The sequence below is a fragment of the Gordonia hirsuta DSM 44140 = NBRC 16056 genome (assembly GCF_000333015.1).
GTDB classification, from domain to species: Bacteria; Actinomycetota; Actinomycetes; order Mycobacteriales; family Mycobacteriaceae; genus Gordonia; species Gordonia hirsuta.
Genome location: NZ_BANT01000037.1, coordinates 12,799 through 37,237, shown reverse-complemented (window position 1 = coordinate 37,237; position 24,439 = coordinate 12,799). Strand labels below are relative to the sequence as shown.

20 protein-coding genes are annotated in these 24,439 nt (G+C 67.8%); 10 read left to right on the top strand and 10 right to left on the bottom strand.

Annotation, left to right across the window (positions count from 1 at the left end; translation table 11 throughout):
- Window positions 1-72: 72 nt before the first annotated feature.
- A complete protein-coding gene (locus GOHSU_RS12570) occupies window positions 73-1,125 on the top strand; it encodes a YihY/virulence factor BrkB family protein (RefSeq protein ID WP_005942275.1) in 1,053 nt (350 codons plus the stop codon).
- A gap of 4 nt (window positions 1,126-1,129) precedes the next feature.
- Here GOHSU_RS12570 and GOHSU_RS12565 read toward each other — a convergent pair whose 3' ends face one another.
- Window positions 1,130-1,378 carry a DUF3039 domain-containing protein gene (locus tag GOHSU_RS12565; RefSeq protein ID WP_005942272.1) on the bottom strand — a complete coding sequence of 83 codons (249 nt, stop codon included), beginning with the start codon at window positions 1,376-1,378 and terminating at the stop codon, window positions 1,130-1,132.
- An 87-nt stretch (window positions 1,379-1,465) separates the two neighbouring features.
- On the opposite strand from GOHSU_RS12565, the gene GOHSU_RS12560 reads away from it, so the two are divergent.
- Window positions 1,466-1,954, top strand: coding sequence for a DUF3099 domain-containing protein (locus tag GOHSU_RS12560; RefSeq protein ID WP_005942269.1), 489 nt, complete (start codon window positions 1,466-1,468; stop codon window positions 1,952-1,954).
- 128 nt (window positions 1,955-2,082) lie between these two features.
- Window positions 2,083-3,051 carry a sigma-70 family RNA polymerase sigma factor gene (locus GOHSU_RS12555; protein ID WP_005942267.1) on the top strand — a complete coding sequence of 323 codons (969 nt, stop codon included), beginning with the start codon at window positions 2,083-2,085 and terminating at the stop codon, window positions 3,049-3,051.
- 73 nt (window positions 3,052-3,124) lie between these two features.
- Here the strand turns inward: GOHSU_RS12555 and GOHSU_RS12550 are convergent, their stop codons facing one another.
- Window positions 3,125-5,929: a bifunctional acetate--CoA ligase family protein/GNAT family N-acetyltransferase gene (locus GOHSU_RS12550; protein ID WP_005942264.1), complete on the bottom strand. Its 2,805-nt coding sequence runs from the start codon at window positions 5,927-5,929 to the stop codon at window positions 3,125-3,127.
- The gene (locus GOHSU_RS17285; protein WP_005942261.1) at window positions 5,922-7,166 is read right to left on the bottom strand and encodes an acetoin utilization protein AcuC; all 1,245 of its coding nucleotides are present in this window, start codon (window positions 7,164-7,166) and stop codon (window positions 5,922-5,924) included. Before GOHSU_RS17285 ends, GOHSU_RS12550 begins: the two co-directional genes overlap by 8 nt.
- A 96-nt stretch (window positions 7,167-7,262) precedes the next feature.
- Between GOHSU_RS17285 and GOHSU_RS12540 the strand changes: the two genes are divergently transcribed.
- A complete protein-coding gene (locus GOHSU_RS12540; RefSeq protein ID WP_005942257.1) occupies window positions 7,263-7,943 on the top strand; it encodes an iron-dependent transcriptional repressor DtxR in 681 nt (226 codons plus the stop codon).
- Between the two features lie 25 nt (window positions 7,944-7,968).
- On the opposite strand, the gene GOHSU_RS12535 is transcribed toward GOHSU_RS12540, so the two are convergent.
- Both GOHSU_RS12535 and GOHSU_RS12530 read right to left on the bottom strand, forming a co-directional pair.
- The gene (locus GOHSU_RS12535; protein ID WP_005942254.1) at window positions 7,969-9,111 is read right to left on the bottom strand and encodes a DUF4192 domain-containing protein; all 1,143 of its coding nucleotides are present in this window, start codon (window positions 9,109-9,111) and stop codon (window positions 7,969-7,971) included.
- Window positions 9,112-9,267: 156 nt separating this feature from the next.
- Window positions 9,268-9,909 carry a hypothetical protein gene (locus GOHSU_RS12530; protein ID WP_005942251.1) on the bottom strand — a complete coding sequence of 214 codons (642 nt, stop codon included), beginning with the start codon at window positions 9,907-9,909 and terminating at the stop codon, window positions 9,268-9,270.
- A gap of 167 nt (window positions 9,910-10,076) precedes the next feature.
- Here GOHSU_RS12530 and GOHSU_RS12525 point away from each other — a divergent pair, with 167 nt between their 5' ends.
- Together GOHSU_RS12525 and GOHSU_RS12520 are read left to right on the top strand one after the other, a co-directional pair.
- Entirely contained in the window at window positions 10,077-11,060 is a 984-nt protein-coding gene (locus GOHSU_RS12525) for a proteasome assembly chaperone family protein (protein WP_005942248.1), read from the top strand.
- The gene (locus GOHSU_RS12520) at window positions 11,057-13,174 is read left to right on the top strand and encodes a DEAD/DEAH box helicase (protein WP_035739568.1); all 2,118 of its coding nucleotides are present in this window, start codon (window positions 11,057-11,059) and stop codon (window positions 13,172-13,174) included. Before GOHSU_RS12525 ends, GOHSU_RS12520 begins: the two co-directional genes overlap by 4 nt.
- A gap of 48 nt (window positions 13,175-13,222) precedes the next feature.
- Here GOHSU_RS12520 and GOHSU_RS12515 read toward each other — a convergent pair whose 3' ends face one another.
- Window positions 13,223-14,155 carry a hydrogen peroxide-inducible genes activator gene (locus GOHSU_RS12515; RefSeq protein ID WP_005942242.1) on the bottom strand — a complete coding sequence of 311 codons (933 nt, stop codon included), beginning with the start codon at window positions 14,153-14,155 and terminating at the stop codon, window positions 13,223-13,225.
- Between the two features lie 140 nt (window positions 14,156-14,295).
- On the opposite strand from GOHSU_RS12515, the gene GOHSU_RS12510 reads away from it, so the two are divergent.
- Together GOHSU_RS12510 and GOHSU_RS12505 are read left to right on the top strand one after the other, a co-directional pair.
- Entirely contained in the window at window positions 14,296-14,883 is a 588-nt protein-coding gene (locus tag GOHSU_RS12510) for a peroxiredoxin (RefSeq protein WP_005942238.1), read from the top strand.
- A gap of 67 nt (window positions 14,884-14,950) precedes the next feature.
- Complete coding sequence (locus GOHSU_RS12505; RefSeq protein ID WP_005942235.1) at window positions 14,951-15,490, top strand: alkyl hydroperoxide reductase; 540 nt, start codon at window positions 14,951-14,953, stop codon at window positions 15,488-15,490.
- Window positions 15,491-15,556: 66 nt separating this feature from the next.
- Here GOHSU_RS12505 and GOHSU_RS12500 read toward each other — a convergent pair whose 3' ends face one another.
- Complete coding sequence (locus tag GOHSU_RS12500; protein ID WP_005942232.1) at window positions 15,557-16,786, bottom strand: aminotransferase family protein; 1,230 nt, start codon at window positions 16,784-16,786, stop codon at window positions 15,557-15,559.
- 76 nt (window positions 16,787-16,862) lie between these two features.
- Between GOHSU_RS12500 and hrpA the strand changes: the two genes are divergently transcribed.
- Window positions 16,863-20,534, top strand: coding sequence for an ATP-dependent RNA helicase HrpA (gene hrpA, locus GOHSU_RS12495; RefSeq protein WP_005942229.1), 3,672 nt, complete (start codon window positions 16,863-16,865; stop codon window positions 20,532-20,534).
- 1 nt (window position 20,535) lies between these two features.
- On the opposite strand, the gene nrdR is transcribed toward hrpA, so the two are convergent.
- A complete protein-coding gene (gene nrdR, locus GOHSU_RS12490; RefSeq protein ID WP_005942226.1) occupies window positions 20,536-20,994 on the bottom strand; it encodes a transcriptional regulator NrdR in 459 nt (152 codons plus the stop codon).
- 95 nt (window positions 20,995-21,089) lie between these two features.
- Window positions 21,090-21,380, bottom strand: coding sequence for a LysM peptidoglycan-binding domain-containing protein (locus GOHSU_RS12485; RefSeq protein WP_005942223.1), 291 nt, complete (start codon window positions 21,378-21,380; stop codon window positions 21,090-21,092).
- 436 nt (window positions 21,381-21,816) lie between these two features.
- Here GOHSU_RS12485 and lexA point away from each other — a divergent pair, with 436 nt between their 5' ends.
- Window positions 21,817-22,524, top strand: a complete 708-nt coding sequence (gene lexA, locus GOHSU_RS12480; RefSeq protein ID WP_005942217.1) for a transcriptional repressor LexA — start codon at window positions 21,817-21,819, stop codon at window positions 22,522-22,524.
- A 130-nt stretch (window positions 22,525-22,654) separates the two neighbouring features.
- Here the strand turns inward: lexA and ptsP are convergent, their stop codons facing one another.
- Window positions 22,655-24,355, bottom strand: coding sequence for a phosphoenolpyruvate--protein phosphotransferase (gene ptsP, locus GOHSU_RS12475; RefSeq protein WP_005942214.1), 1,701 nt, complete (start codon window positions 24,353-24,355; stop codon window positions 22,655-22,657).
- Window positions 24,356-24,439: the final 84 nt, after the last annotated feature.

Here is a 24,439-nt window from a genome sequence, read left to right as displayed (position 1 = left end):
TCTAGCCCGTCGGGCAGCAGGGTCCGCCACGCCGCAAGCGCCCCGAACCGAACGTCCGGGCCGGGATCGGCCATGCTGGTATTCATCAGCATCGACGGCCGCACACCACCGCCGCCGGGTGACGGCGGTCCCGCCGCCGCCCGGCCCGGCGTGCTCCGCAGATTCGGTCAGGTCGCCTGGCGTACCACCGTCAAATCCTGGGACGACGGCATCATCGGCTGGTCCGCGCAGGCGGCGTTCTGGCAGTCGCTGTCGCTGGTCCCGCTGCTGCTGGGGGTCCTGGGCAGCCTCGGTTACATCGGCGGCTGGTTCGGGCCCGACACCGTGCAGATCATCAGTTCCCGGTTCATCTCGTTCGCCGGCAGCATCTTCACCGAGCAGGTGGTGGACGATCTGATCGCCCCGACCGTCAACGACGTGCTCAGCCGCGGGCGCGGGGCGATCATCTCGGTGAGTTTCGTCATGTCGCTGTGGGCGGGTTCGTCGGCGATGAGCTGCTATGTGGCCGCCATCGTGACCGCGCACGACCAGCATCAGGTCCGCCATCCGGTGTGGCAGCGGATCTTCGCGCTGATCATCTACGTGTTCTTCCTGATCGCCGCGGTGCTGGTGCTGCCACTGGTGGCACTGGGACCGACCTACCTGCGCGAGATCGTGCCGCAGGACTGGGGCAGCTACGTCAACGTCCTGATCGACTGGGGATACTTCCCCTTCGTCGGGCTGCTGCTGATCGGCGTCCTGGTGCTGCTGTACCGCTTCGCGCTTCCCTATCCGCTGCCGTGGTTGCGGCTGGTTCCCGGCGCCTTCCTGGCCGGTGTGGCCTTCTGGCTCGCCACCTACCTGCTCCGCGCCTATCTGACGGCCCTGGCGAACGTGGGATACACCTACGGCGCGCTGGCGACGCCGATCGCCTTCCTGCTCTTCGGCTTCTTCCTCGGTTTCGCCATCGTGATGGGCGCCGAGTTCAATGCCGCCATCCAGGAACTCTGGCCGCGCGAAAGCAGCGGGCCGGTGGTCCGCCACTGGATGACGACGCAGACCACCGAGATCACCGACACTCTGCGGCGGCGAGCGATCCGGCCGGACCGGCGCCAGCCGCCCGACGACATCGGCCGGGCGCCCTGAACCCCTACTTCTTCAGCTTGGCGTAGACCTTCTTGCAGCGCTCGCAGACCGGCGAACCGGGCTTGGGCGACTTGGTGACCGGAAAGACCTCGCCGCACAGCGCCACCACGTGCGTTCCCATCACCGCGCTCTCGGCGATGCTGTCCTTCTTGACGTAGTGGAAGACCTTGGGTGTGTCGTCGTCGGAGCCGGTGTGCTCGTCGACGTCTGTGCGCTCGTCAAGGTCGGGCCGTTCGATGGTCTTGGTCGTCATGTCTCCATTGTGGCCTACCCGGGGGCAAGCGCGCAGCAGCACCGGGCCGCCTGTGCACGAGCCGCCGGGAAGTGCCACAGTGGAGGTATGGGACGAACGAGCGGCGGAGCCGACAGCGCAGAGGGCAAACACTCGCGCGGCGACGAGGATGCCTTCCTGATCACCCGCGCCGAGACCAGTCTCGACGAGCAGCACCGCGCCCGTGTCCGCAAGTATCTGTTCATGATGAGCTTCCGGGTCCCGGCGCTGGTGATCGCCGGTCTGGTCTACATCTGGACCGGCAGCCCCTGGTGGGCGATCGGCATCATCTTGTTCTCCATCCCGCTGCCGTGGGTCGCGGTGATCATCGCCAACGACCGCCCGCCGCGCCGGCGCGGCGAGGTCCAGTACTACCGGTTCGGTTCCGGCCGCACCGTCGGCCCGGCCGAGTTGACCGCCGAGGCATCCTCGTCGGCCGGGAACCGTCCGGGTACCCCGCCCGGCCCGCTTCCGGGTACCGCCGATGCTCTCGGCACCGCCGACGAGGTGATCGACGGCAGCATCGTCGAACCTCCCGGGCCCGATCCGGCCGATTGATCCCGCCCTGACCTCGACGGGAACACTTCCTCAGCGAGTTCTCAGCCGGATCGGGAACCTTCTGGGCCCCTGTGGCGTTGGACCTGGTGAATGCCTTGCTAGATCCGCCGTCGATACGAGGAGGCCGCATGTCCACCGCAACCCGCACCCGTCCCGCTCCCACCGCCCAGGATCTGGACGCCCAGTCGCCCTCGGCGGACCTGGTCCGCGTGTACCTCAACGGGATCGGCCGCACCGCACTGCTCAACGCCGAACAGGAAGTCGATCTGGCCAAAGCCATCGAGGTCGGACTCTACGCCCGGCACCTGCTCGATACCACCAAGCGGATGGGCCCGGCCCGCAAGCGTGATCTGAACATCCTGGTCCGCGAAGGCGAACAGGCTCGCGCCCACCTGCTCGAGGCCAACCTGCGCCTGGTGGTCTCCCTGGCCAAGCGCTACACCGGCCGCGGAATGCCGCTGCTGGATCTGATCCAGGAAGGCAACCTCGGACTGATCCGCGCGATGGAGAAGTTCGACTACGCCAAGGGGTTCAAGTTCTCCACCTACGCGACCTGGTGGATCCGTCAGGCCATCAGCCGCGGTATGGCCGATCAGAGCCGCACGATCCGGCTGCCGGTCCACCTGGTCGAGCAGGTGAACAAGATCTCCCGCATCCGCCGTGAACTGCATCAGCAGCTCGGGCGCGAGGCCACCGACGAGGAACTGGCCTCCGAGACCGGCATCCCCGCGGCCAAGATCGCCGACCTGATGGACCACAGTCGCGACACCGTCAGCCTCGATATGCCCGTCGGAAACGACGAAGAGGCTCCGCTGGGCGATTTCATCGAGGACAGCGAAGCGGTCTCCGCCGAGACCGTCGTGATCTCGCACCTGCTTCACTCGGACATCCGCACGGTACTGGCCACCCTGGACGATCGTGAACGCCAGGTGATCACCCTGCGCTTCGGTCTGGAGGACGGGCAGCCGCGCACCCTCGACCAGATCGGCCGCAGCTTCGGGCTCTCCCGCGAGCGTGTCCGGCAGATCGAACGAGAGGTTATGGGCAAGTTGCGCGAGGGCGATCGCGCCGAGAAGCTGCGCGCCTACGCCAGCTGATCTCTCCGGCAACCGGAAGCATTCGGGCCGGTGTCCCCGCGGGGACACCGGCCCGAATGCGTTCCTCGTCTGGTCAGCCCAGGCGGCGCGGCCCCGTATCGCCCAGCGACGGCACCGGGCCGACCACCAGGTATCCGGTCAGCACCGACGTGCCGTCGGCCGAGGACAGGATCGGGTCGAGTTTGATCTCCCGGATCTCCGGAATGTCCTCGACGAGCCGGGAGACCCGCAACAGCAGATCCACCAGCGCCTCCCGATCGACCGGCCGGCCGCCGACCTCCTCGCTCAGCAGCTGTGCCGATCTCGGCTCGTCGAGCAGATCGTGCGCATCTTCGACGGTCAGCGGCACGCCGCGGTGACTGCGGTCGTCCAGGGATTCGAAGAGCTGGCCGGACAGCCCGAACGAGGCGACGGGACCGAAAGCCGTCGTGTCGGTGACCTTGATCGTCAGCCCCAGCCCCTTGGGGGCCATGCGCTGGACCTGCAGCACCTCCTCCCCGGTCAGTGCCTGCAGTTCGGCGAAGGCGGTGATCACCGCGGTGGCGTCGGACAGGTCCAGGCGGGCCCCGTCCCGGTCCAGCCGGCCCACCCACTCGGGATCGGAGGCCTTGACCGCGACCGGGAAGCCCAGTTCCCGGGCCGCGGCCGAGGCCTCGTGCAGGGTCCGCACCTCGCGGAATTCGACGACGTCGATGCCGTACCAGGCCAGCACCGTGGCCGCCTCGACCGCCGTCAGTTCGCGCGTCCCCTCGCCCATCAGTTCACGCACATAGCTGCGGGCGTGTTCGGTGGCGACGTTCTCCAGCTCCACCTCGCCACTCTCGGGCCGGGAACGCCACTGCGAGTACCGCCAGCTCAGCGCCAGGGCGCTCGCGGCCCGTTCGGGGGTCGGGTACGACGGGATCGAACCGCGCATCGGCACCCCCTCCGGCCCGAACACCGACAACCCCTCCGGAATGCCCTCGGTGGCCAGGAACGTCGTCACGATCGTCTTGGCGCCGGGATCGGCACAGTTGCCCGCCGCACTCATCAGCGCCCGCGAGTACTGCGCGGCATCGACGGCGACCGGCGGCACAAAGACAACGATCACCGCATCGATACCGGGATCGTCCAGCGCACCGGTGACGGCCTCGGACAACTGATCTTCGGAGACGGCCGGACCCAGATCGATCAGGGAGACCACCTCAAGTCCCGAGCTCCGGGCCGTGTGGCCGGCCAGGGAGGCGATGACCGAGGAGTTGCCGACGATCGCGGTGCGCGGACCGGCGGGAAGCGGCTGGTAGGCCAGCACGGTCGCCGCGTCGAACAGATCGTTGAGAGTGTCGACCTGCATGACTCCGGCCTGCGCCAGGATCATCTGCGCGATGCGATCGTCGACGGCCCCGAACCGTTCCTTCTGCTCGCCGACGCGGGTCATCGCGCCGCGGCCGGACTTGATCGCCACCACCGGTTTCTTGCGGGTGACCCGGCGGGCGATGCGGCTGAACTTGCGGGGGTTACCCACGTTCTCCAGATACAGCAGGACCACATCGGTGCTCTCATCGGAGTCCCAGTACTGGAGCACGTCGTTACCGGAGACGTCGGCGCGGTTGCCGGCCGAGACGAAGGTCGACAGCCCCAGATGACGCTGTGCGGCATGATCGAGAATCGCGATGCCCAGCGCACCGGACTGGCAGAAGAAGCCGACGCGTCCGGGTCCGGGGATGCGCGGGGCCAGCGTCGCGTTGAGCCTGATCTCGGTAGCGTTGTTCACCACACCCAGGGCGTTGGGGCCGACCAGCCGCATGCCGTGCGACCGGACCTGCTGGACCAGCGCCCGTTCGGTCACCAGTCCTTCGTCGCCGAGTTCGCCGAAGCCTGCCGAGACCACCACGAGGGTTTTGACCCCCTTGATCAGACAGTCGTCGAGCACCTCGGCCATCCCAGCCGCCGGCACGGCCACGACGGCAAGGTCAACCGGATCGGGGATGTCGATCACTCGTTCGTAGGCCCGGATGCCACGCACCGATCGGGCCTGGCCGGGGCCGTTGACCGGATAGACCGGTCCGGTGAAACCAGCCGCGATCAGGTTCGCCAACAGGACGTGACCGACTTTCTTCGGGTCCGACGACGCGCCGATCACCGCCACCGACTGCGGACTGAGCAGGTTGGCGATACTGCGGGCCTCGGAGGCACGTTCGCGCGCATTACGCACCGCCTCGATCGCGTCGGTGCGATCGATGTCGAACTCGACGTGTACCGTGCTGCCGTCGAAGCTGCGGCTGATCTGATAACCGGCCGCTTTGAACACCGCGACCATGTTCGGATTCTCCGACAGGACCTCCGCCTCGAATTTGGCGAAGCCGTTCTCGGCGGCGGCACCGGCCAGGTGCTCGAGCAGGATCGGGCCCAGTCCCCGGCCCTGATGTTCGTCGGCCACCACGAAGGCGACCTCGGCCGAATGCGGTTTGCCGCTCTCGCCCAGCCCTTCGTACAAGCCCATCGCGATGACGTCGTCACCGAGCCAGGCCAGCATGGCGACCCGATCCCGGTAGTCCACGGTCGTCATCCGCACCACCTCCCGGGGCGGGAGCTTCGGAGTGGGACCGAAGTAGCGCAGGTAGCGGGTGCGTTCGGACAGCCCCTCATGGAAGCGGACCAGAGCGTCGGCATCCTCGGGGGTGATCGGACGCAGGTTCACCACCCCGCCGTCGGAGGCCAACACATCGGCTGCCCAATGCCGCGGCGCGGTCCGTGTCGCGGGGGCCTCGACCACCTCGACATCGGTGGTGCCGGTCGCCGGATCGGTGCCGGCGGCCGCACCGGCCTCGGTCTGGCCGGCCTGCGGCGCAGGGTCGGCCGCTTCGGGTTCGGCAGCAGATGTCGGCTGGTCAGTCACGTGGATCCTCCGGGTCGAGTCCGTGCAGGGGGAAGACCGCGCGGCGGGTCGCAAGGATCGCGCGGTCGGTCTGCTGCTGGGCGGCGTCACTGATGCCGTCCGGCGGGGCGGCGCCGGCGTCCCCGTCCCAGGGGACATAGTCGACGTCACCGTTGTCTCCCATCATGCCCACCGGCGGCCGGGAGTAGTCCGGGTGGACCTGAGCAGAGAGATCCACGGCACTGGCCAGCCATTCGGCGCCGACCGGCGTCGTGAAATCGATATCCCGATCCAGGGCGGTGGCCAGCAGGTGCGTCCAGGCCCGGGGTACGACGTTGATCACGCCGTAGCCACCGCCACCGATCGCTACCCAGCGACCCTCGCAGTACTTGTCGGCCAGATCGCGCAGCGCGCGCATGGCCATCGCCTGACCGTCGACGGTCAGCGCCAGATCGGTGAGCGGGTCTGCCCGGTGGCTGTCGACCCCGATCTGACTGATGATGATCTGCGGTTTGAACGCCGCGATCATCGACGGGACGGTCGCGTGGAAGGCCCGCAGCCACAACCGGTCCTCGATCCCGGGCATGAGCGCGACGTTCACCGCGGTGCCGGCGGCATCGTCGGGACCGACCTCGGTCGGCCAGCCCGTTCCGGGCCACAGCGTCGCCGGGTGCTGATGCAGGGAGATCGTCATCACGCGCGGATCATGCTCGAACTGCACTTGGACGCCGTCGCCGTGATGGGCGTCGATGTCGACATAGGCGATCCGGTCGTAGCCCTGGGCAAGGAGCCACTCGATGGCCACCGCGGCGTCGTTATAGATACAGAATCCGGCCGCATGCCCGGCCATCGCATGGTGCATCCCGCCGCCGATGTTGACCGCGCGCTGCACCTGACCGGAGTGCACCGCCTGCGCGGCTGCCAGGGTGCCGCCGACCAGCATGGCGCCGGCGTCGTGCATCCGGTCGAAGACCGGATTGTCCTCACTGCCCAGCCCGAAGAGCCGCTCGAGCATCGGGCCGCTGAGCGAGGCCATCCCCGAGCCGACCGCCCGCACCGCATCGATGTACCCCTGGGTATGCACCGTGCGCAGAATGTCGTCGCCGACCGGCAGCGGCGGTATCGTCTCAACGTCGTCGAGCACCCCCAGGCTGCGCGCCAGATCCATGGTCAGAGCCAGGCGCACCGGACTCATCGGATGGGTGTACGCCCACTTGTAGTCCAGGAACTCGTCGCTCCAGATGACAGCTGTCTTCACCGCTGATCCCCTTCATGTGTCACACCAGCACGCTAGTGCCTCCTTCGTCACGTTATCCAGGTAATCTGTACAGCGGCGAAAGGAATTGAGTCACTCGTGAACGAACTCGTCGATACCACCGAGATGTATCTCCGCACGATTTACGACCTCGAAGAGGAGGGGATCGTTCCCCTGCGAGCACGCATCGCGGAACGGCTTGAGCAGAGTGGTCCCACTGTTTCCCAGACCGTTGCCCGGATGGAGCGCGACGGTCTGGTCCGGGTCGGGGGTGATCGGCACCTGCAGCTGACCCCGGCCGGCCGCAGCCTGGCAGTACAGGTCATGCGCAAACATCGCCTCGCCGAACGGCTGTTGGTCGATGTGATTGGTCTGCCCTGGGACGAGGTCCACGAGGAGGCCTGCCGCTGGGAACACGTGATGAGCGAGAACGTCGAGCGGCGACTGCTGAAGGTGCTGGACAATCCGACCACCTCCCCGTACGGCAACCCGATCCCCGGACTGGAGGAGCTGGGTCTGGAGGTCGAGGTCCCCGAGGACAAGGCCGAGCGGCTGGTGGAGATGCCGCAGGGTGAGTCGGTGGTGATCGTCCGCCGGATGGGCGAGCACGTCCAGGCCGATCCGGAGCTGATCACCGAACTGCGCGAGGCCGGGGTGGTTCCCAACGCTCGGGTCGCGATCGTGGTCAATCCTCGTTCGGTGGAGATCAGCTCCCCGGGCCACCAGGGCCTGTCGCTGTCCTCGGAGATGGCTCACGCGATCTTCGTCGAACGCTGCTGACCGGGCGCCGGCGCCGCCTTCGCGGCTAACCGGCCGCCGCATACACCTGCGGCGGTAGGTCGACTCCCAGTTCGGCGCCGAGTTCGAACGAGTAGGCCACCACTTCGGCGAGGGCGGACGGGCGCATCCCGTGGTACAGCGCCGAGTCGATGAGCCGGGCCAGGTTGTATTCCGGATCCAGCTCGAGGGCCCGTTCGATGGCGACCGACGCCAGGGCGCCTTCTCCGCGCAGATAGTGCAGGTGGCCCAGCAGCGTCGCCGCCGCGGCGCCGGCGCGACCGCGCAGACCGCGGGCCAGCCGGATCCACAGATACTCGGCGGCCTCACGCAGTTCGGTGACCGCCAAGGCCAGCAGCACATCCCGGGTGTGCACCGCATACAGGGCCTCGGCCAGGCTGTTGACCTGCGTGCAGTCCAGGGTCAGTTCGGCCCCGCGTGCACGGTCGGCGGCGCGGCGCACCACCTCGAGCACCCGGATCGCACCTTCGCTGTCACGCGGCCCCGGTGCAGCAGGTGGGACGATCGGTGTCACCGGGCGGCAACGCGCCGAGTCGCAGTGCGGCCCCGGCGTCAGAATCGCGGCCAGGTCGGAGCGATGCGCCAGCACCGGCCGCCCGTTGTAGACCGCCCGCTGCAGTGCCACCGACGACAGTGCCGGATCGCTCAGCAGGCCGGTATCGGCGACCGGTCCGGCGAACGGTGCCGGCGGCTTCGAGGCTCCCCGGCGGCACTCGGGGAACCAGCCGGTGAACCACTGTGCACCGGCGGCGAACGCGGGCAGCACGAAGCCCGCCGACAAACCGCCGGCCGCACGGCAACTGCGCTCGACCAGGCGGAACGTCGATCCGTAGCGGACCATCTCACCGGCCAGATCGGAGCTGTCGAAACGATCGTCGGCCACGACGCACACCACCCCGGCGGCGCCGTACTCGGCGACGATGGTGCCCAGCTGGTGCACCTGCGCGCGCATCTGCCGGTCCGGCCGGCCCTGGGCGGTGAACACCAGATCCAATCGCATGGTGGCCAGCAGAACCCGTTCCGGCGAAAACGCCATCAGCACGGCCGAACGTTCGGGAGTGAAACCCATCAGGCCGGGCACCGAGGACAGCAGCGGATCCGGATCTACGACGACGGTCGGGCGTTCGGGCAGGTGCGGTAGTGAGGTCATGGGCCTCACGTTCCACCGCCTCGCCCGCCGGGAAAAGGACCCGGCACTAGAGCCTGTGGACGACCACCTCGTCGCCGGGCACCATCCACAGGACCGGCCACCGCGGCCTTGCCGGATGCGCCCGGCCGCCGTAGGATCGCGCCCGGCGCGCCGCAGTCACCGGCGGGAGAAGGCGTGCGTCACGGCCTCGTCGAAGAACGTCTGGGCGGCCTGCCGATCGTTGTCCGAGGCCGGGCCCTGACCGCGGAGCTGGACGATCAGCCGGGTCCGGCCACGCTGAGCGATCCAGTCCTCCAGGTCGGTCGTCGTGTCTGCCCCCGCCGACCGCAGTGTTCTGGTCAGCTGCATGCGGGAGACACCGTCCCGCTCCAAGGGTTGCGCGGTCACCGTGGTCGACACCTCCTGGTTCCCGGTGGCGCCGCTGCGGAAGGTGTTGCACGCGGAGGTGACCGTCGCGAACCGCTCAAGCGAATCGGGCGCCTCCACAACCAGTTCGGTCAGCGTCGCGCCACCGGCCGAGGCAGGACCGACAACCGCTGCCGCGCCGGCCGCGTGCACCTGTGGCGGCGTGCACTCGGCCGGGTCCACCTCCCCTCGCAGCGGTCGCTGAGTGACATCGGCGATGATGCCGGGGATCTGTGCGTCGGGCACCGTCGTACCGGCTCCGCCGGGGAAGCTGTCCGCGGGCAGCAGCAGCGCCGCGTGGTCGGGCGCAGCCTGAGGCGTTCCCGATACCGAACACCCGGTCGCAAAAATACCCACAGCGACAACTGCAGCAACAGAGGCAACAATCTTCACACCGTCCACTGTGCCAGCAAGTCCCGCCCGGATCCGGGAATGACCCGCCCGGGTTCAGCGTTGAACTCGATCGAGCATCCAATACCTGGGAGACTGAATGCGGTACCGGCCTGCAGAGGACCGGCTGCGCAGCGCCCCTACCTCTACTACCGAAGGGAGAACCCTCCATGGATGAGCATGAATACAGCCCGCCGTTGTACGAGCTCGAGTTCCCCGCCCCGGCCGTCTCCGGACCGCAGGGTGATGGCCCGGTTCTGGTCCACGCCCTGGAAGGCTTCGCCGATGCCGGGCACGCTGTCACCCTTGCCGCGACACATCTGCGCGAGGCACTCGACGGCCAGCTGGTGGCGACGTTCAACACCGACGAACTGATCGACTACCGCTCGCGGCGGCCGATGATGTCGTTCTCCGGCGAACAGTTCGAGGAGGTGACGATGCCGAAGCTGACCATGCACGCCCTGGTCGACAACGACGGCAGTCCGTTCCTGCTGCTCGACGGCGCCGAGCCGGACCTGCGCTGGGAACAGTTCGTCACCGCCATCGCCGCCCTGGCCCAGCAGTTCGGAGTCAGCCAGGTGGTCGGGCTCAACTCGATCCCGATGGCCGTTCCGCATACGCGGCCGTCCGCGGTGATCGCCCACGGCAACGATGCCGCCGCACTGGGCGATCTGCCGCGCTGGGGCAACGAGATGAAACTGCCCTCGAGCGCGTCGATGCTGCTGGAGTTACGCCTGGGCGAGGCCGGCTACCGCACCGCCGGACTGGCCGCCCAGGTTCCGCACTACCTGTCCCAGAGCAACTACCCCGCCGCCTCGGCCGCGATGCTGGAGGCGCTGAGCAAGGTCAGCGGCCTGAACCTGCCGGTGGCGGCACTGGAGAACGCGGCGACCAAGGTCCACCAGCAGATCGACGCCGAGGTCGGCGACAATGCCGAGATCGGCACGGTGGTTCAGGCGCTCGAGCAGCAATACGACGCGTACATGAAGGCCAAAGCCGAACGCGAACTGCTGGTCGGCGAGAACGATCTGCCGTCCGGTGACGAACTGGGCGCCGAGTTCGAGAAGTTCCTGGCCGAGCACGCCGCCGAATTCGGCGGCCTCGGCGACCAGCCGGAGGATCCCGAACACCCCGACGAGCAGGACACGCCCTGAACCAGCCGGCGAACGACGACCACCCCGACCCGGGTCCGCTGACGCCCACCACCGACGAAGATGCCGCTTTCGAGCACTTCCTGTCGTGGTGGGCGTCCCGCGGTATCGAGCTGTATCCGCATCAGGAGGATGCCCTGCTGGAGCTGGTCTCCGGCAGCAACGTGATCCTGGCGACCCCGACCGGCTCGGGTAAATCGCTGGTGGCCTCCGGTGCGATCTACTTCGCTCGGTGCACCGGCCGGCGCGCCTACTACACCGCGCCGATCAAGGCCCTGGTCAGCGAGAAGTTCTTCGACCTGTGCGAGCAGTTCGGCGCCGAGAACGTCGGCCTGGCAACCGGCGACGCCAGCGTCAACCCCGACGCTCCGATCGTCTGCGCCACCGCCGAGATCGTCGCCAACATCGCGCTGCGTGACGGACCGGCCTCCGACATCGGAGTCCTCGTCGCCGACGAGTTCCACTACTACGGCGAGTCCGATCGCGGCTGGGCCTGGCAGGTGCCGCTCATCGAGTTGCCGCACACGCAGTTCCTGCTGATGTCGGCGACCCTGGGCGAGGTCTCGTTCTTCGTCGACGATCTGACCCGGCGCACCGGTCGCCCGACCGTCGAGGTCTCCGGGGCCCAGCGGCCGGTCCCGCTGGAATACCGCTACGCGATGACGCCGATCCACGAGACCATCGAAGAACTGGTCGGCGCGGGTCAGGCACCGGTGTACGTGGTGCACTTCACCCAGGCCCAGGCCGTCGAACGCGCGCAGGCCCTGCTGTCGGCCAAGATCTGCACCAAGGAGGAGAAGGCCGCCATCGTCGAGGCCATCGGCGATTTCGAGTTCCGCACCGGCTTCGGCAACACCCTGTCCAAGCTGCTGCGCGCCGGGATCGGCGTGCACCACGCCGGGATGCTGCCGCGCTACCGGCGGCTGGTCGAACGGCTGGCTCAGGCCGGGCTGCTCAAGGTGGTCGCCGGCACCGACACCCTGGGCGTGGGCATCAACGTGCCCATCCGCACCGTGCTGTTCGCCGGCCTCACCAAGTACGACGGCCATCGGGTGCGACGGCTGCGAGCCCGGGAGTTCCACCAGATCGCCGGTCGCGCCGGCCGCGCGGGTTTCGACACCGTCGGCTACGTCATCGCCCAGGCGCCCGAACACGACGTGGAGAACGCACGCCTGGTGGCCAAGGCCGGCGACGACCCCAAGAAGCTGCGCAAACTGGTGCGGCGCAAACCACCGGAGGGGTTCGTCGGCTGGGGCGAGCAGACCTTCTTCGGGCTGGTCGACGCCCCCGACGAGGAACTGCGTTCCCACTTCAAGATCACCACCGCCATGTTGATGGAGGTCCTCGAACGGCCCGGCGACTGCTTCACGGCGCTGCGCCATCTGCTCGAAGCCAACCATGAACCGCGCAAACGTCAGCTCCGACACATCAAGCACACCATCGCCCTGTACCGGGACCTGATCGACACCGGCATCGTCGCACGGCTCGACACCCCGGCCGCCGACGGCAAACAGGTGGAGATCTCGGTGGATCTACCGGAGAACTTCGCCCTGACCAATCCCCTGTCGGCGTTCGCCGTGGCCGCCTTCGAGCTGCTCGATCCGGACTCGGCAGACTTCCCGCTCGACGTCGTCTCGGTCTTGGAGTCCACCCTGGAAGATCCCCGGCAGGTCCTGCTCGCCCAGCGCAAGATCGCCCGGGACGCGGCCATCGCCGAGATGAAGGCCGACGGCATCGAGTACGAGGAACGGATGGCCAGGCTCGAGGAGATCAGCTGGCCGCAACCGCTCGCCGAAGAGATCGGTTTCGCCTACGAGACCTACCGGCGCGGCCATCCGTGGCTGGCCGGAACCGTACCGTCCCCCAAGTCGGTGCTGCGCTACATGCTCGAGCGCGATCTGACGTTCGCCGATCTGATCAGTGAATTCGGCCTGCAGCGCAGCGAGGGCGTCGTACTGCGCTATCTCACCGACTGCTATCGGGCATTGCGCAGCGGGCTGCCGATGTCTGCGGTCACCGAACGGATCGAGGACATCACCGACGATCTGGGCGATCTGATCCGCGCTGTGGACTCGAGTCTGATCGACGAATGGGAAGAGCTGACCGCACCGGTCTGAGACCGTTTCTCCCCTGGTCCTGCTCGAGCCCTCGAGCAGGACCAGCCGTCAGACCGCGGTCACCTCCCCGGATTCCAGTGCCAGCGCCGCGATCTCAGCGGCCAGTTGACTGTAGGCCGGTCCCCGACCCGAAGACATCCGGTAGACCAGCCCGATTCGGCGCCCCGGCCGCGGCCGGGCGAATTCGGCGGTCGACAGGCCCCCCGAAGCGGTCTCCACCGCCACCGATGTACGCGGGATGAGCGTCACTCCCAGCCCCCCTTCCACGCACTGGACGGCCGTGGTCAGTGAGGCGGCCCGGGTCTGCCGCAGATCCGGGTGGACCCCGGCCGCTTGGCACACCTCCAGCGCCTGATCGCGCAGACAATGCCCCTCGTCGAGCAGCAGGAGCGGCAGATCGGCGAGCATCGTCGGCGCCAGCTGTTTGCGTCCGGCCAGCGCATGACCGGCCGGCACCGCCAGGACGAAGTCCTCGTCGTACATCTCGATCTCCCCGATACCCGGCGAGTTGGCCGGCAGAGCCAGCACCGCCGCATCCAGACTTCCTTCACGCAGTTGCTCCAGCAAGCGCGAGGTCTGATCCTCGACCACCCGCAGGTCCAGTTCTGGCCGGCGTACGGGCAGACCTTTGAGCAGGCGCGGGAGCAGGTACGGGGCGATCGTGGGGATCAGTCCCAGCCGCAGCGGACCACGCAGCGGATCATCCTGGCCGGCGGCATCGGAGAGGAAGTTGTCGACCGCGTCGCAGGCGGCCATCGCCGCCGGCAGCAGCCGCTGCCCTTCGGCGGTCAGCATCACCCGCCGTGTGGTCCGTTCCACCAACTGCACTCCCAGCCCCTGCTCCAGACCGCGCAGAGCCTGCGACAGTGACGGCTGACTGACTCCCAGATCTGTTGCCGCCGAACCGAAGTGAAGCTTCTTGGCCACTGCGACGAAGGCCCGGATGCCGCCCAGGGTCGGCTGATAACTCTGATCGTTCATACCTATCAATATAGTGCGTGTTATCACCTTTTATTTTTAGACGTTCTGAGGCAGAATGGAAGTCACCGCCGGGCAGTAACCAGACAGCGGAATCCCGCAGCCCGGCCGAGTGATTCACCCCACGACAAAGGAGTCATGACATGGCGCTGCTTACCATCGGCGATCAGTTCCCCGAGTACAACCTGACCGCGGTCATCGGCGGTGACCTGAGCAAGGTCGACGCTCAGCAGCCGGACGACTACTTCACCACCGTCACCTCCGACGACTACAAGGGCAAGTGGCGCGTGGTCTTCTTCTGGCCGAAGGACTTCACCTTCGTATGCCCGACCGAGATCGCGGCGTTCGGCAAGCTGAACGACGAGTTCGAGGACCGCGACACCCAGGTGCTCGGCGCCTCGACCGACAACGAGTTCGTCCACTTCCAGTGGCGCGCCCAGCACGAGGACCTCAAGACCCTGCCGTTCCCGATGATGAGCGACCTCAAGCGTGAGCTCGTCGAGGCCACCGGCGTTCTGAACGCCGACGGCGTGGCCGATCGCGCCACCTTCATCATCGACCCGAACAACGAGATCCAGTTCGTCTCGGTGACCGCCGGCAGCGTCGGCCGCAACGTCGACGAGGTCCTGCGTGTCCTCGACGCGCTGCAGAGCGACGAGCTGTGCGCCTGCAACTGGAAGAAGGGCGACCCGACCATCGACGCCGGCGAACTGATGAGCGCTTCGGCCTGACCGGTCGCGGGCCGGTGCATCCGGCCCGATCGCGTTCCTTTCCCCACCACAAGGAGATCTCACCTCTATGAGCATCGACAACCTGAAGGACGCCCTTCCGGAGTACGCCAAGGACCTCAAGCTCAACCTCAGTTCGCTCAGCCGCACCACGCTGCTGAATGAGGAGCAGCTGTGGGGCACCCTGCTGGCCTGCGCCGCCGCAACGCGCAACACCACCGTGCTGCGGGAGATCGCCGACGAGGCCGCCGACAACCTGTCGGCGGAGGCGTACAACGCCGCCCTGGGCGCGGCTTCGATCATGGGTATGAACAATGTGTTCTACCGTGGCCGCGGCTACCTGGGCGGTCAGTACGATGACCTGCGCGTGGGTCTGCGGATGAACATCATCGGCAACCCGGGCGTGGACAAGGCGCATTTCGAGCTGTGGTCGATGGCCGTCTCGGCCATCAACGGCTGTGAGCACTGCGTCGGCGCCCACGAGCACGTGGTCCGCGAGGCCGGTCTCGACCGGGAGCCGATCTTCGAGGCGCTCAAGGCCGCCTCGATCATCCAGGGCGTCGCCCAGGCGATCACGATCGCTGAGGATCTGGCGGGCACCCCCGCCTGACCCCCTGGGTCGGATAAACGACGACTGCCCCGCCGGTGATCCCGGCGGGGCAGTTCGTTTGTCCGGTCAGGACAGGGCTTGGGCGTACCGGGCCGCCAGTTCGTTGACGTCTTCGGTGCTCATCACGAACGCCGGCGAGATCTGCAGCGCGCCCGCTCCGGCGGCCCGAGCGGCCACCCCGAGGCGGCGAAGACGCAGCACCGCCGCCGGCGCGTCCGACGGGTCGGCCAGCTGCACAGCGGTCACCGCACCCAATCCGGTCCGGACCTCGGCTACCGCATCGAGATCGGCGAGCGGACCGAACGCCGACGCCAGATCCCCTTCCAGTCGCGTGGCCTCATCGAGCAGGTTCTCCCGTTCGATGATGTCGAAGTTGGTCAGTGCGGCCGCCGCCGCGCCGAAGTGACCGCCGTAGGTGTAGCCGTGACGCCACCAGGTACCACCGGCGAAGAACGGCTCGGCCAGGTGCGGCGCCGCAATCATCGCACCCATCGGGACATATCCACTGGTCAGTCCCTTGGCTGAGGTGATGATGTCCGGGGCCAGGTCGAAGCGGCCCGCCGCGAACCAGTGGCCGTGGGCGATCCGGCCGTAACCGGTCACCACCTCGTCGACGATGAACAGCACATCGTGGTCGCGGCAGATCTCGCGGACTTCACGCAGATAGCCGTCCGGTGGCAGATAGATCCCGCCGGCACCGATGATCGGCTCGGCGATGAAGGCGGCGATGTTCTCGGCGCCGACCCGTTCGATCAGCCCCAGCAGCGCCTTGGCGTCGTCCCAGTCGATGCATTCGGTGTCGGTCATGAAATCGGGCCCGTAGCCCTCGCGATTCAGCGGGATCCCGGCCAGCGCCGTCCCGCCGATATGCATCCCGTGATAGGCCTTGGTACGCGAGACGATGATCCGCTTCTCCGGTCGGCCCTGTTCGGTCCAGTAGCGGCGCGCGAGTTTGAACGCCGAGTCGACCGCATCGCTGCCACCGGAAGTGAACATCACCTTGGAGCCGGGTACCGGTGCCATCGCGGCAACCCGCTCGGCCAGTTCGATCAGGGTGTCGTTGGCGTGGTCACCGAAATTGGAGAAATGTGCGATCGTCGACAGCTGACGCGCAACGGCGTCGGCGATCTCGGTTCTGCCATGGCCGACATTGGTGAACCACAGACCCGCAGTCGAATCCAGGTATTCGTTGCCGTCCGCGTCGTAGATCCGCGCACCCTCCCCGCGGGTGATCACGAACGGACCGTTGTCGGTGACTGCGCCCATATCGGCGAATCCATGCCAGAGAGAACCCATGGATTCAATATTGCACGAGGCGACCGGGTCGGTGTGGCCGGGATCATGTTTCCTCGAGCCCTAGACTCGGGACATCATGGCTGTCCCCGTTCTCTCTTTTCCGCCGGAGCTTCCGGTCAGTGCCTGCCGCGACGAGATCGCCCAGGCGATCTCAGCACACCAGGTCGTGGTGATCGCCGGCGAAACCGGCTCGGGAAAGACCACCCAGCTGCCGAAGATCTGCCTGCAGCTGGGCCGCGACTCCATCGCACATACGCAACCGCGGCGGCTGGCGGCCACATCGGTCGCCCGGCGCATCGCCGATGAGACCCGGACCGAACTGGGCGACCTCGTCGGCTACAGCGTCCGCTTCTCCGATAAGACCAGCAAAGCGACCAAGGTCAAGGTGATGACCGACGGTATCCTGCTGCGCGAAATCACTTCGGACCCGCAGTTGCGGCGCTACGACACCATCATCATCGACGAAGCCCACGAACGCAGTCTCAACATCGACTTCCTGCTCGGCTATCTCAAGCGGCTGCTGCCCCGGCGCCCCGACCTGAAGGTGATCATCACCTCGGCCACCATCGAACAGGATCGTTTCGCCCGGCATTTCGCCACCGCCGACGACCAGGTCCCCATGCTGGAGGTCTCCGGCCGCACCTATCCGGTGCAGATCCGGTACCGACCGCTGGAAACCGACGATCCCGAGCAGGCCGATCTGGACCAGATCGCCGCGATCGACGCGGCCGTCGGCGAGCTGTGGTCGGCCCAGCGCGGCGACATCCTGGTGTTTCTGCCCACCGAACGGGATATCCGCGAGACCGCCGATGCCCTCAAACACCGGCGAGACGCGCAGATCGTTCCGCTGTACGCACGCCTGTCGGTGGCCGAACAGCAGAAGATCTTCACCCCGTCGAACGGGCGGCGAATCGTGTTGTCGACCAACGTCGCCGAGACGTCCTTGACGGTCCCGGGGATCCGCTATGTCATCGACACCGGTACCGCGCGGATCTCGCGGTACTCCAGCCGGACCAAAGTGACGCGACTGCCGATCGAGAAGGTGTCGCAGGCCAGCGCCCGCCAGCGCGCCGGCAGGTGCGGCCGCGTCGCCCCGGGAATCTGCATCCGCCTGTACTCCGAGGACGATTTCGATACCCGCCCCGAGTACACCGATCCGGAGATTCTGCGGGCGAATCTGGCGGCGGTCATCCTGTCCATGTTGTCGCTGCGTCTGGGCGACGTCGCCGACTTCCCCTTTGTGCAACCGCCGTCTCCACGAGCGATCAACGGCGGTATGGCCCTGCTCTCCGAACTCGGTGCGGTCACCGAGCTCGATTCTGCACAGGCCCAGCTGACCAAGGTCGGTCGCGACCTGGCCCGGCTGCCCATCGACCCGCGTCTGGCCCGGATGCTCATCGCCGCTCACGAGAACGGCTGTCTGGATCATGTGCTGGTGATCGCCGCGGCACTCGCACTGCCCGACGTTCGCGAGTTCCCCGCCGACCGGCGCGAAGCCGCACAGGCCGCCCATCGTCAGTACGCGGTGGCCGGTTCGGAGTTCCTCAGTCGGCTGCGTCTCTGGGAACACCTGCAGGAGCAGCGAGAAGCGCTGTCGGGCAACCAGTTCCGACGACAGTGCGAGCGCGGCTTTCTACACTACCTCCGGATCCGCGAGTGGTTCGATCTGCATCGGCAGTTGCGGCGCACCGTCCGTGAACTCGGCTGGGAGGTGCCCCGGACGCAGGTCGACGCCGCGGCGATCCACCGCAGTCTGCTGACCGGTCTGCTGACCAACATCGGGGTCAAGTTCGGTGACGGCCGGGACTACCTGGGCACGCGCGGCACCAAGTTCACCCTTTTCCCCGGATCCCAGCTCGCCGGTAAGCCGCCGGCCTTCGTGATGGCCGCCGAATTGATGGAGACCTCCCGCCTGTTCGCGCACACCGTCGCCTCGATCGATCCCGAATGGGTCGAGCAGATCGCCCCCCAGCTGGTCACCCGCACCTACAGCGAACCGGCCTGGTCGTCGCGTCGCGGAGCGGTCATGGCCGACGAGAAGGTCAGCCTGTACGGAGTGCCCCTGGTCGCCGCTCGCCGGGTCAACTACGGTCGCATCGACCCGGCGGAGTCGCGCGCGATCTTCCTGCAGGCGGCACTGGTGGAGGGACGCTGGCGCACCCGCCACGAGTTCTACGCTCACAATCAGCGCCTGCTTTCCGAAGCCGAAGATCTCGAGCATCGTTCGCGCCGGGTGGTCCGTCGCAGCGACGCCGACGTCTATGACTTCTACGACGCACGGATCCCGGCGAACGTGGTGTCGGCCCGACACTTCGATTCGTGGTGGAAGAAGGAGAGCCGGAAGAACCCGCGGCTGCTCCACCTGGACGAAGCCGGGCCCGCCGCGACCGGTGTCCCCGCGGCAGCGGACTATCCAGCCGCCTGGCAGCAGGGTCAGACCAGGCTTGAGTTGCGCTACCACTTCGCTCCTGGTGAGCCCGACGACGGTGTCACCGTGGTCATCCCGCAGCCGTTGCTGGCCCATGTGCAGGCCGCCGGCTTCGACTGGCTGGTGCCCGGGCTGCGGGTCGAGCTGGCCACCGCGGTGATCCGATCACTGCCCAAAGGGCTCCGTAAATCGCTGTCCCCGGCCTCCCAGTACGCGGAACTGGCGTTATCGGCCCTCCAGGCCCGCTCCGAGCCGTTCGTGCCGGCGCTGGCGCGCGAACTGGGAGTGATCACCGGCATCAGCCTGTCCCCCGCCGACTTCCGCATCGACACCCTGCCCACCCATCTGCGCATGCACTATGCCGTCGCCGACGAACAGGGCGTGATCATCGGCACCTCCGACGATCTGGACGAACTGCGTCGCCAGTTCACCGCCCGCCGCCCGGCACCCCCGACCGCTCCGGTCTACCGTGCCTGGAGCGACGATGGGATCGGAGTTCTGGCCGATCGCCTCGACACCGTGGTCTCCGGTCAGCCCGTGGTCACCTATCCGACCCTCGAGCCCGCCGGTGACGGCGTGCGTGTCACTGCGGTCACCAGCCCTGCCGCCCGGGATGCCGGCCTGCACGCCGGGGTCCAGATCCTGCTGGAGCAGACGATCACTCCGTTGACCAAGAAGATCGCCAACGGCCTGCCGCCGGCGCAGCGACTGTCGCTGAGCCAGTGTCCCTACGCCGATCCGGCGCGCATGTTCGCCGACTGTACTCGTCGGGCGATCGCCGATGCGCTCGGAGCGGAGTCGGATGTGGCGGCCCTGCGCACCCCCCAGGAATTCAATGCTCTGGCCCAACGCCTCTCGCCTCAGGTCCGGGCGGCGGCACCGGAGTACTTCACACACACCGTCAGCGTGCTGGCCGAGGTCTTCGAGTTGCGCAGAGCCATCGATGCCCACAGCGGCTCGGCCGCGGCCGACGATGTCGCCGAGCAGCTGGCCCACCTGGTCTTCGACGGGTTCATCGCCGAGACACCGTTGTCACACCTTCGCCACGTGCCCCGCTACCTCACGGCCGCGCGGGTCCGGCTCGAGGCACTACCCGGCTCTGCTGCCCGCGATGGCGCCGGTCTGGACACCGTCGACCGGGTGATCGCGCACTGGAATCAGCGACTGGCGCAGGTGCCCGAATCTCGCCAGGAGCCGTTGAACGACCTGGCGCACTGGATGCTCGAGGAATTGCGGGTCAGTCTGTTCGCTCAGCAACTCGGGACCGCCGGTCCGGTCTCGGAGAAGCGCCTGATCAAGGCGCTCGACAGCTTCCGCTGAGTCAGGCGACCGGGCTGCGGTCCTTGCGCAGATCGTCGATCTCGCGCTGGAAGTCGTCGGCCGATTCAAACGAGCGGTACACCGAGGCGAAACGCAGGTAGGCGACCTCATCAAGCTCGCGCAGCGGGCCGAGGATAGCCAGCCCCACCTCATGGCTGGGAACCTCCGCCGATCCGGACGCCCGCACCGTGTTCTCCACGGCTTCGGCGAGTTTGGCCAGCGAATCCTCGTCGACGTGCCGGCCCTGGCATGCCCGCCGCACGCCCTTCATCACCTTTTCACGGCTGAACGGTTCGGTGACTCCGTTGCGCTTGACCACAGCCAGCACGGCCGACTCGACCGTCGTGAACCGTCGGCCGCACTCAGCGCATGCGCGACGGCGCCGGATGGTCAGACCGTCGTCGGATGCACGCGAATCGACCACCCGGGTGTCGTCGTTCTTGCAGAACGGGCAGCGCATGCCCTCAGCGTACCTGCACGGCCGCCAGGATTTGCACACCTGTCCCCCGACACCCCGGCCTACCGGCCCCGGGCCGTCGACTTCAGCGCCGGTGTTCACCGGTACGCCGGCACCACGAGCGCCTGCCCGGGGCGCAGGCCCACACCCTCCAGCCCGTTCAGTTCCCGAATCGCGGCGATCACCGCGGCGGCCGACTGTTCCGGAGCCAGGCGCGCGGCCAGCGACGACAACGACTCACCCGAGCGCACATGCACCACCTGCGTCTGCGCCGGAGCACCGGTGGCCGCGCGCTCGTAGTCCGAACCGAGAGCACCGAGCAGCAGCACCAACGCGGCCAGCGCCACACCGGTCAGGACGGCGACGGCCCAGACCCTGCGCGCCGACATGGACGTCTCTGCGCTGTTCGAACGAGTGGACCGCATCGGCTCGGTCGTTCGAACAGTGCGGGAGGTCCAGGTGGCCGGCGCCGGCCCGGAATCGCTCGATCGGACCACCGGACGCCGGTTCTCCCGGCGACGCCCGGTCGGTCGGCAGGTGGGGGCGGCCGCTGCGGTCGGCCGTTGCCCACGCATAGCGACGACCGGAACATCGCAGGTCACGGTCAATGCATGGCGATTCTGGGCGGCGTCGGCGGTCCGCAGATTCAGCGTCATAGTCATCGTCAAACTCCGTCGTTCGTATGTTCGAAGAACTCTTGTTCGATAGTTAACACCACCCCTCCGACAAATGTCGCGACACGTCGAACAATTGTTTGATTTCTGTGACCTACTCGACTAACTTGGGGATCACCGCCCCCGGTGACCACCCACGAAAGGACCGGAGATGAACGACGGACCGCACGGCAGCTCGAATGTGGATCCGCTGTTGGCGACAGCGACCCTGGAGGCCTCGCTGACGCAGCGTCAGCGCGAGGTGCTCGAGTGCATCCGATCGTCGGTGCGTGAACGGGGCTATCCACCCAGCATCCGCGAGATCGGCGAAGCGGTCGGGCTGACGTCGACCTCGTCGGTCGCCCATCAGTTGCGCACCCTGGAGCGGCGCGGCCTGCTCAAGCGCGATCCGCACCGGCCGCGTGCGGTCAACGTCCGCGACGACAACCGGACACCGCCGCCGGGGAGTGCAGCCGCCGCAGCCTCGGACGAGTCCGGCATGCCGGCGCCCGCATACGTTCCGGTCCTCGGCCGGATCGCTGCCGGCGGTCCGATTCTGGCCGAGGAGGCCGTCGAGGACGTGTTCCCCCTGCCCAAGGAATTGGTCGGCGAGGGCTCCCTGTTCCTGCTGCGCGTGGTCGGCGAGTCGATGGTGGACGCGGCCATCTGCGACGGCGACTGGGTGGTCGTACGCCAGCAGAACGTCGCCGAGAACGGTGACATCGTCGCGGCCATGATCGACGGCGAGGCGACCGTGAAGACCTTCAAGCGCATCGACGGGCACGTCTGGCTGATGCCGCACAACGAGCACTTCGACCCGATCCCGGGCGACGATGCAGCGATCCTCGGCAAGGTCGTGACCGTGATGCGCCGAGTCTGACCCGCCGGCTCACCCGCTCGCGACACTGATGCCCGGACCGAACGGTCCGGGCATCAGCGCGCTGGGACGAAATCGCCTGGAGGTCGCACCGGGGCCAGACGACCTCCACCCTGAATGATTCCGCGTCCGTTCAGCCCAGCACCGCGCGAGCCGCCTCGCGGGCACCCGCGGCACTCTCGGCGCCCACGGCCGCCGCAGCCGCCTCTCGACACTGGTCCAGGGTCACACCACCGAGTTTGAGGCCGACCGGTGCCACTGCGGCCGGCGCCGCCGACAGCGAGCGCACTCCCAGGCCCACCAGAACGCAGGCCAGCAACGGATCGGCGGCGGCCTCGCCGCACACCCCGACCTGCTTGCCCTGCGCCAGTCCGGCCGCCCCGACACGGTCGATCAGCGCCAGTACCGCCGGCTGCCAGGGATCGGTCAGCGCCGCCAACTCCGGCGACATCCGATCGGCAGCCATCGTGTACTGGGTCAGATCGTTGGTGCCGATGGAGACGAAGTCGACCTCGGCCAGGATCTTGTCGGCCTGCACCGCTGCCGAGGGCACTTCGACCATGACCCCGGGAACCATCTCCCGGGCCCGCACCAAAGCCGCGAACTCCCGAGCCTCGGCGACCGTGGCGATCATCGGCGCCATCACCCACGGCACCACCGTGGTTCCCCGTGCCGCTGCGGCGAGCGCATCGAGCTGGTGCTCGCGGATCTGGGGTGCGGTGAGAACGATCCGGTTCCCGCGGACACCCAGGGACGGATTGGCCTCCTCGGGCAGCCCGACGAACTTGAGTGGTTTGTCCGAACCGGCATCCAGGGTCCGGATCACCACCTTCTGGCCGTCGAAGGCATCGATCACCTCGCGATAGAGTTCGGTCTGCTCAGCCACCGAGGGCTCGTCCGGCCGGTCCAGGAACGCCAGCTCGGTACGGAACAGACCCACTCCCTCGACGATGCCCAGCCCGGCCGCCGCCCGCGCCGAGGCTCCGTCGGCCACATTCGCCAGGATCAGGACCTCGGTCCCGTCGGCGGTGCGACCCGGTCCCCGCCAGGCTTCGGCGGCGGCGGCCGCTTCACGCGCCTGCTGCACCGCCTCGCCGATCGCCTCCGGATTCGGATCGACGCCCACCAGTCCTCGCGTGCCGTCGACGAAAATCTGCTTGCCGGCAGCGATGCTGTCCAGTTCAGCGATCGCGACCACGCACGGAATCCCCAGTTGCCGAGCGATGATGGCGGTATGACTCGACGGCCCGCCCAGCCGCGTGGCCAGGGCTATCACTCGCTGCGGATCGAGGCCGGCGGTATCGGCGGGAGCCAGGTCATCGGCGCACAGCACCGACGGCTCGTCCGGCATCGGGATCCCGGGCTCGGGCAGGCCGAGCAGTTCGGCAACCACCCGGTCGCGGATGTCGTCGAGGTCGGTGACTCGTTCGGCCATCAGCCCGCCCAGTCCCCGGAACATCTCGGCGATCTGCTCGATGGCCGCCACCGTCGCCGCGGCGGCCGGAGTGCCGTCGGCGATCGCCTTGGTCGCGGCGCGATTCCACGCGCGGTCCTTGGCCAGGGTCGCCGTCGCAGACAGCACCTCAGCCGAGCTCCCGGTACTGGCCGAGGCCCGTGCGGAGAAGCGATCGGCGACCGTGGCAACTGCTGCGGTGAAGCGCTGCGCCTCGGCTTCGCGCTCCTCCTGCGGCACGGTCGCCTCCGGGTCCAGGCCGAAGTCCGGTCGACCGGCGGGCCGGATCACCGGTCCGTAGGCGAGGCCGTGCACCACGGGCGTGCCCTGAACCACCGTCGTCGCGCCGAAGTTCTCCACCATGCCCACTCCTCCGCTCATGTGATGTACGTTACTAAAAGTGCTTGACTTGTCAACATATTCACAGGTAAAAACAGGCATACCCAAATCGGATAGCGGGCCCAC

Coding starts and splice junctions, on each gene's coding strand:
- GOHSU_RS12570 (WP_005942275.1), top strand. CDS start 73: ATGCTGGTATTCATCAGCATCGACGGCCGCACACCACCGCCGCCGGGT.
- GOHSU_RS12565 (WP_005942272.1), bottom strand. CDS start 1,378: ATGACGACCAAGACCATCGAACGGCCCGACCTTGACGAGCGCACAGAC.
- GOHSU_RS12560 (WP_005942269.1), top strand. CDS start 1,466: ATGGGACGAACGAGCGGCGGAGCCGACAGCGCAGAGGGCAAACACTCG.
- GOHSU_RS12555 (WP_005942267.1), top strand. CDS start 2,083: ATGTCCACCGCAACCCGCACCCGTCCCGCTCCCACCGCCCAGGATCTG.
- GOHSU_RS12535 (WP_005942254.1), bottom strand. CDS start 9,111: ATGACCTCACTACCGCACCTGCCCGAACGCCCGACCGTCGTCGTAGAT.
- GOHSU_RS12525 (WP_005942248.1), top strand. CDS start 10,077: ATGGATGAGCATGAATACAGCCCGCCGTTGTACGAGCTCGAGTTCCCC.
- GOHSU_RS12515 (WP_005942242.1), bottom strand. CDS start 14,155: ATGAACGATCAGAGTTATCAGCCGACCCTGGGCGGCATCCGGGCCTTC.
- GOHSU_RS12510 (WP_005942238.1), top strand. CDS start 14,296: ATGGCGCTGCTTACCATCGGCGATCAGTTCCCCGAGTACAACCTGACC.
- GOHSU_RS12505 (WP_005942235.1), top strand. CDS start 14,951: ATGAGCATCGACAACCTGAAGGACGCCCTTCCGGAGTACGCCAAGGAC.
- GOHSU_RS12500 (WP_005942232.1), bottom strand. CDS start 16,786: ATGGGTTCTCTCTGGCATGGATTCGCCGATATGGGCGCAGTCACCGAC.
- hrpA (WP_005942229.1), top strand. CDS start 16,863: ATGGCTGTCCCCGTTCTCTCTTTTCCGCCGGAGCTTCCGGTCAGTGCC.
- nrdR (WP_005942226.1), bottom strand. CDS start 20,994: ATGCGCTGCCCGTTCTGCAAGAACGACGACACCCGGGTGGTCGATTCG.
- GOHSU_RS12485 (WP_005942223.1), bottom strand. CDS start 21,380: ATGTCGGCGCGCAGGGTCTGGGCCGTCGCCGTCCTGACCGGTGTGGCG.
- lexA (WP_005942217.1), top strand. CDS start 21,817: ATGAACGACGGACCGCACGGCAGCTCGAATGTGGATCCGCTGTTGGCG.
- ptsP (WP_005942214.1), bottom strand. CDS start 24,355: ATGAGCGGAGGAGTGGGCATGGTGGAGAACTTCGGCGCGACGACGGTG.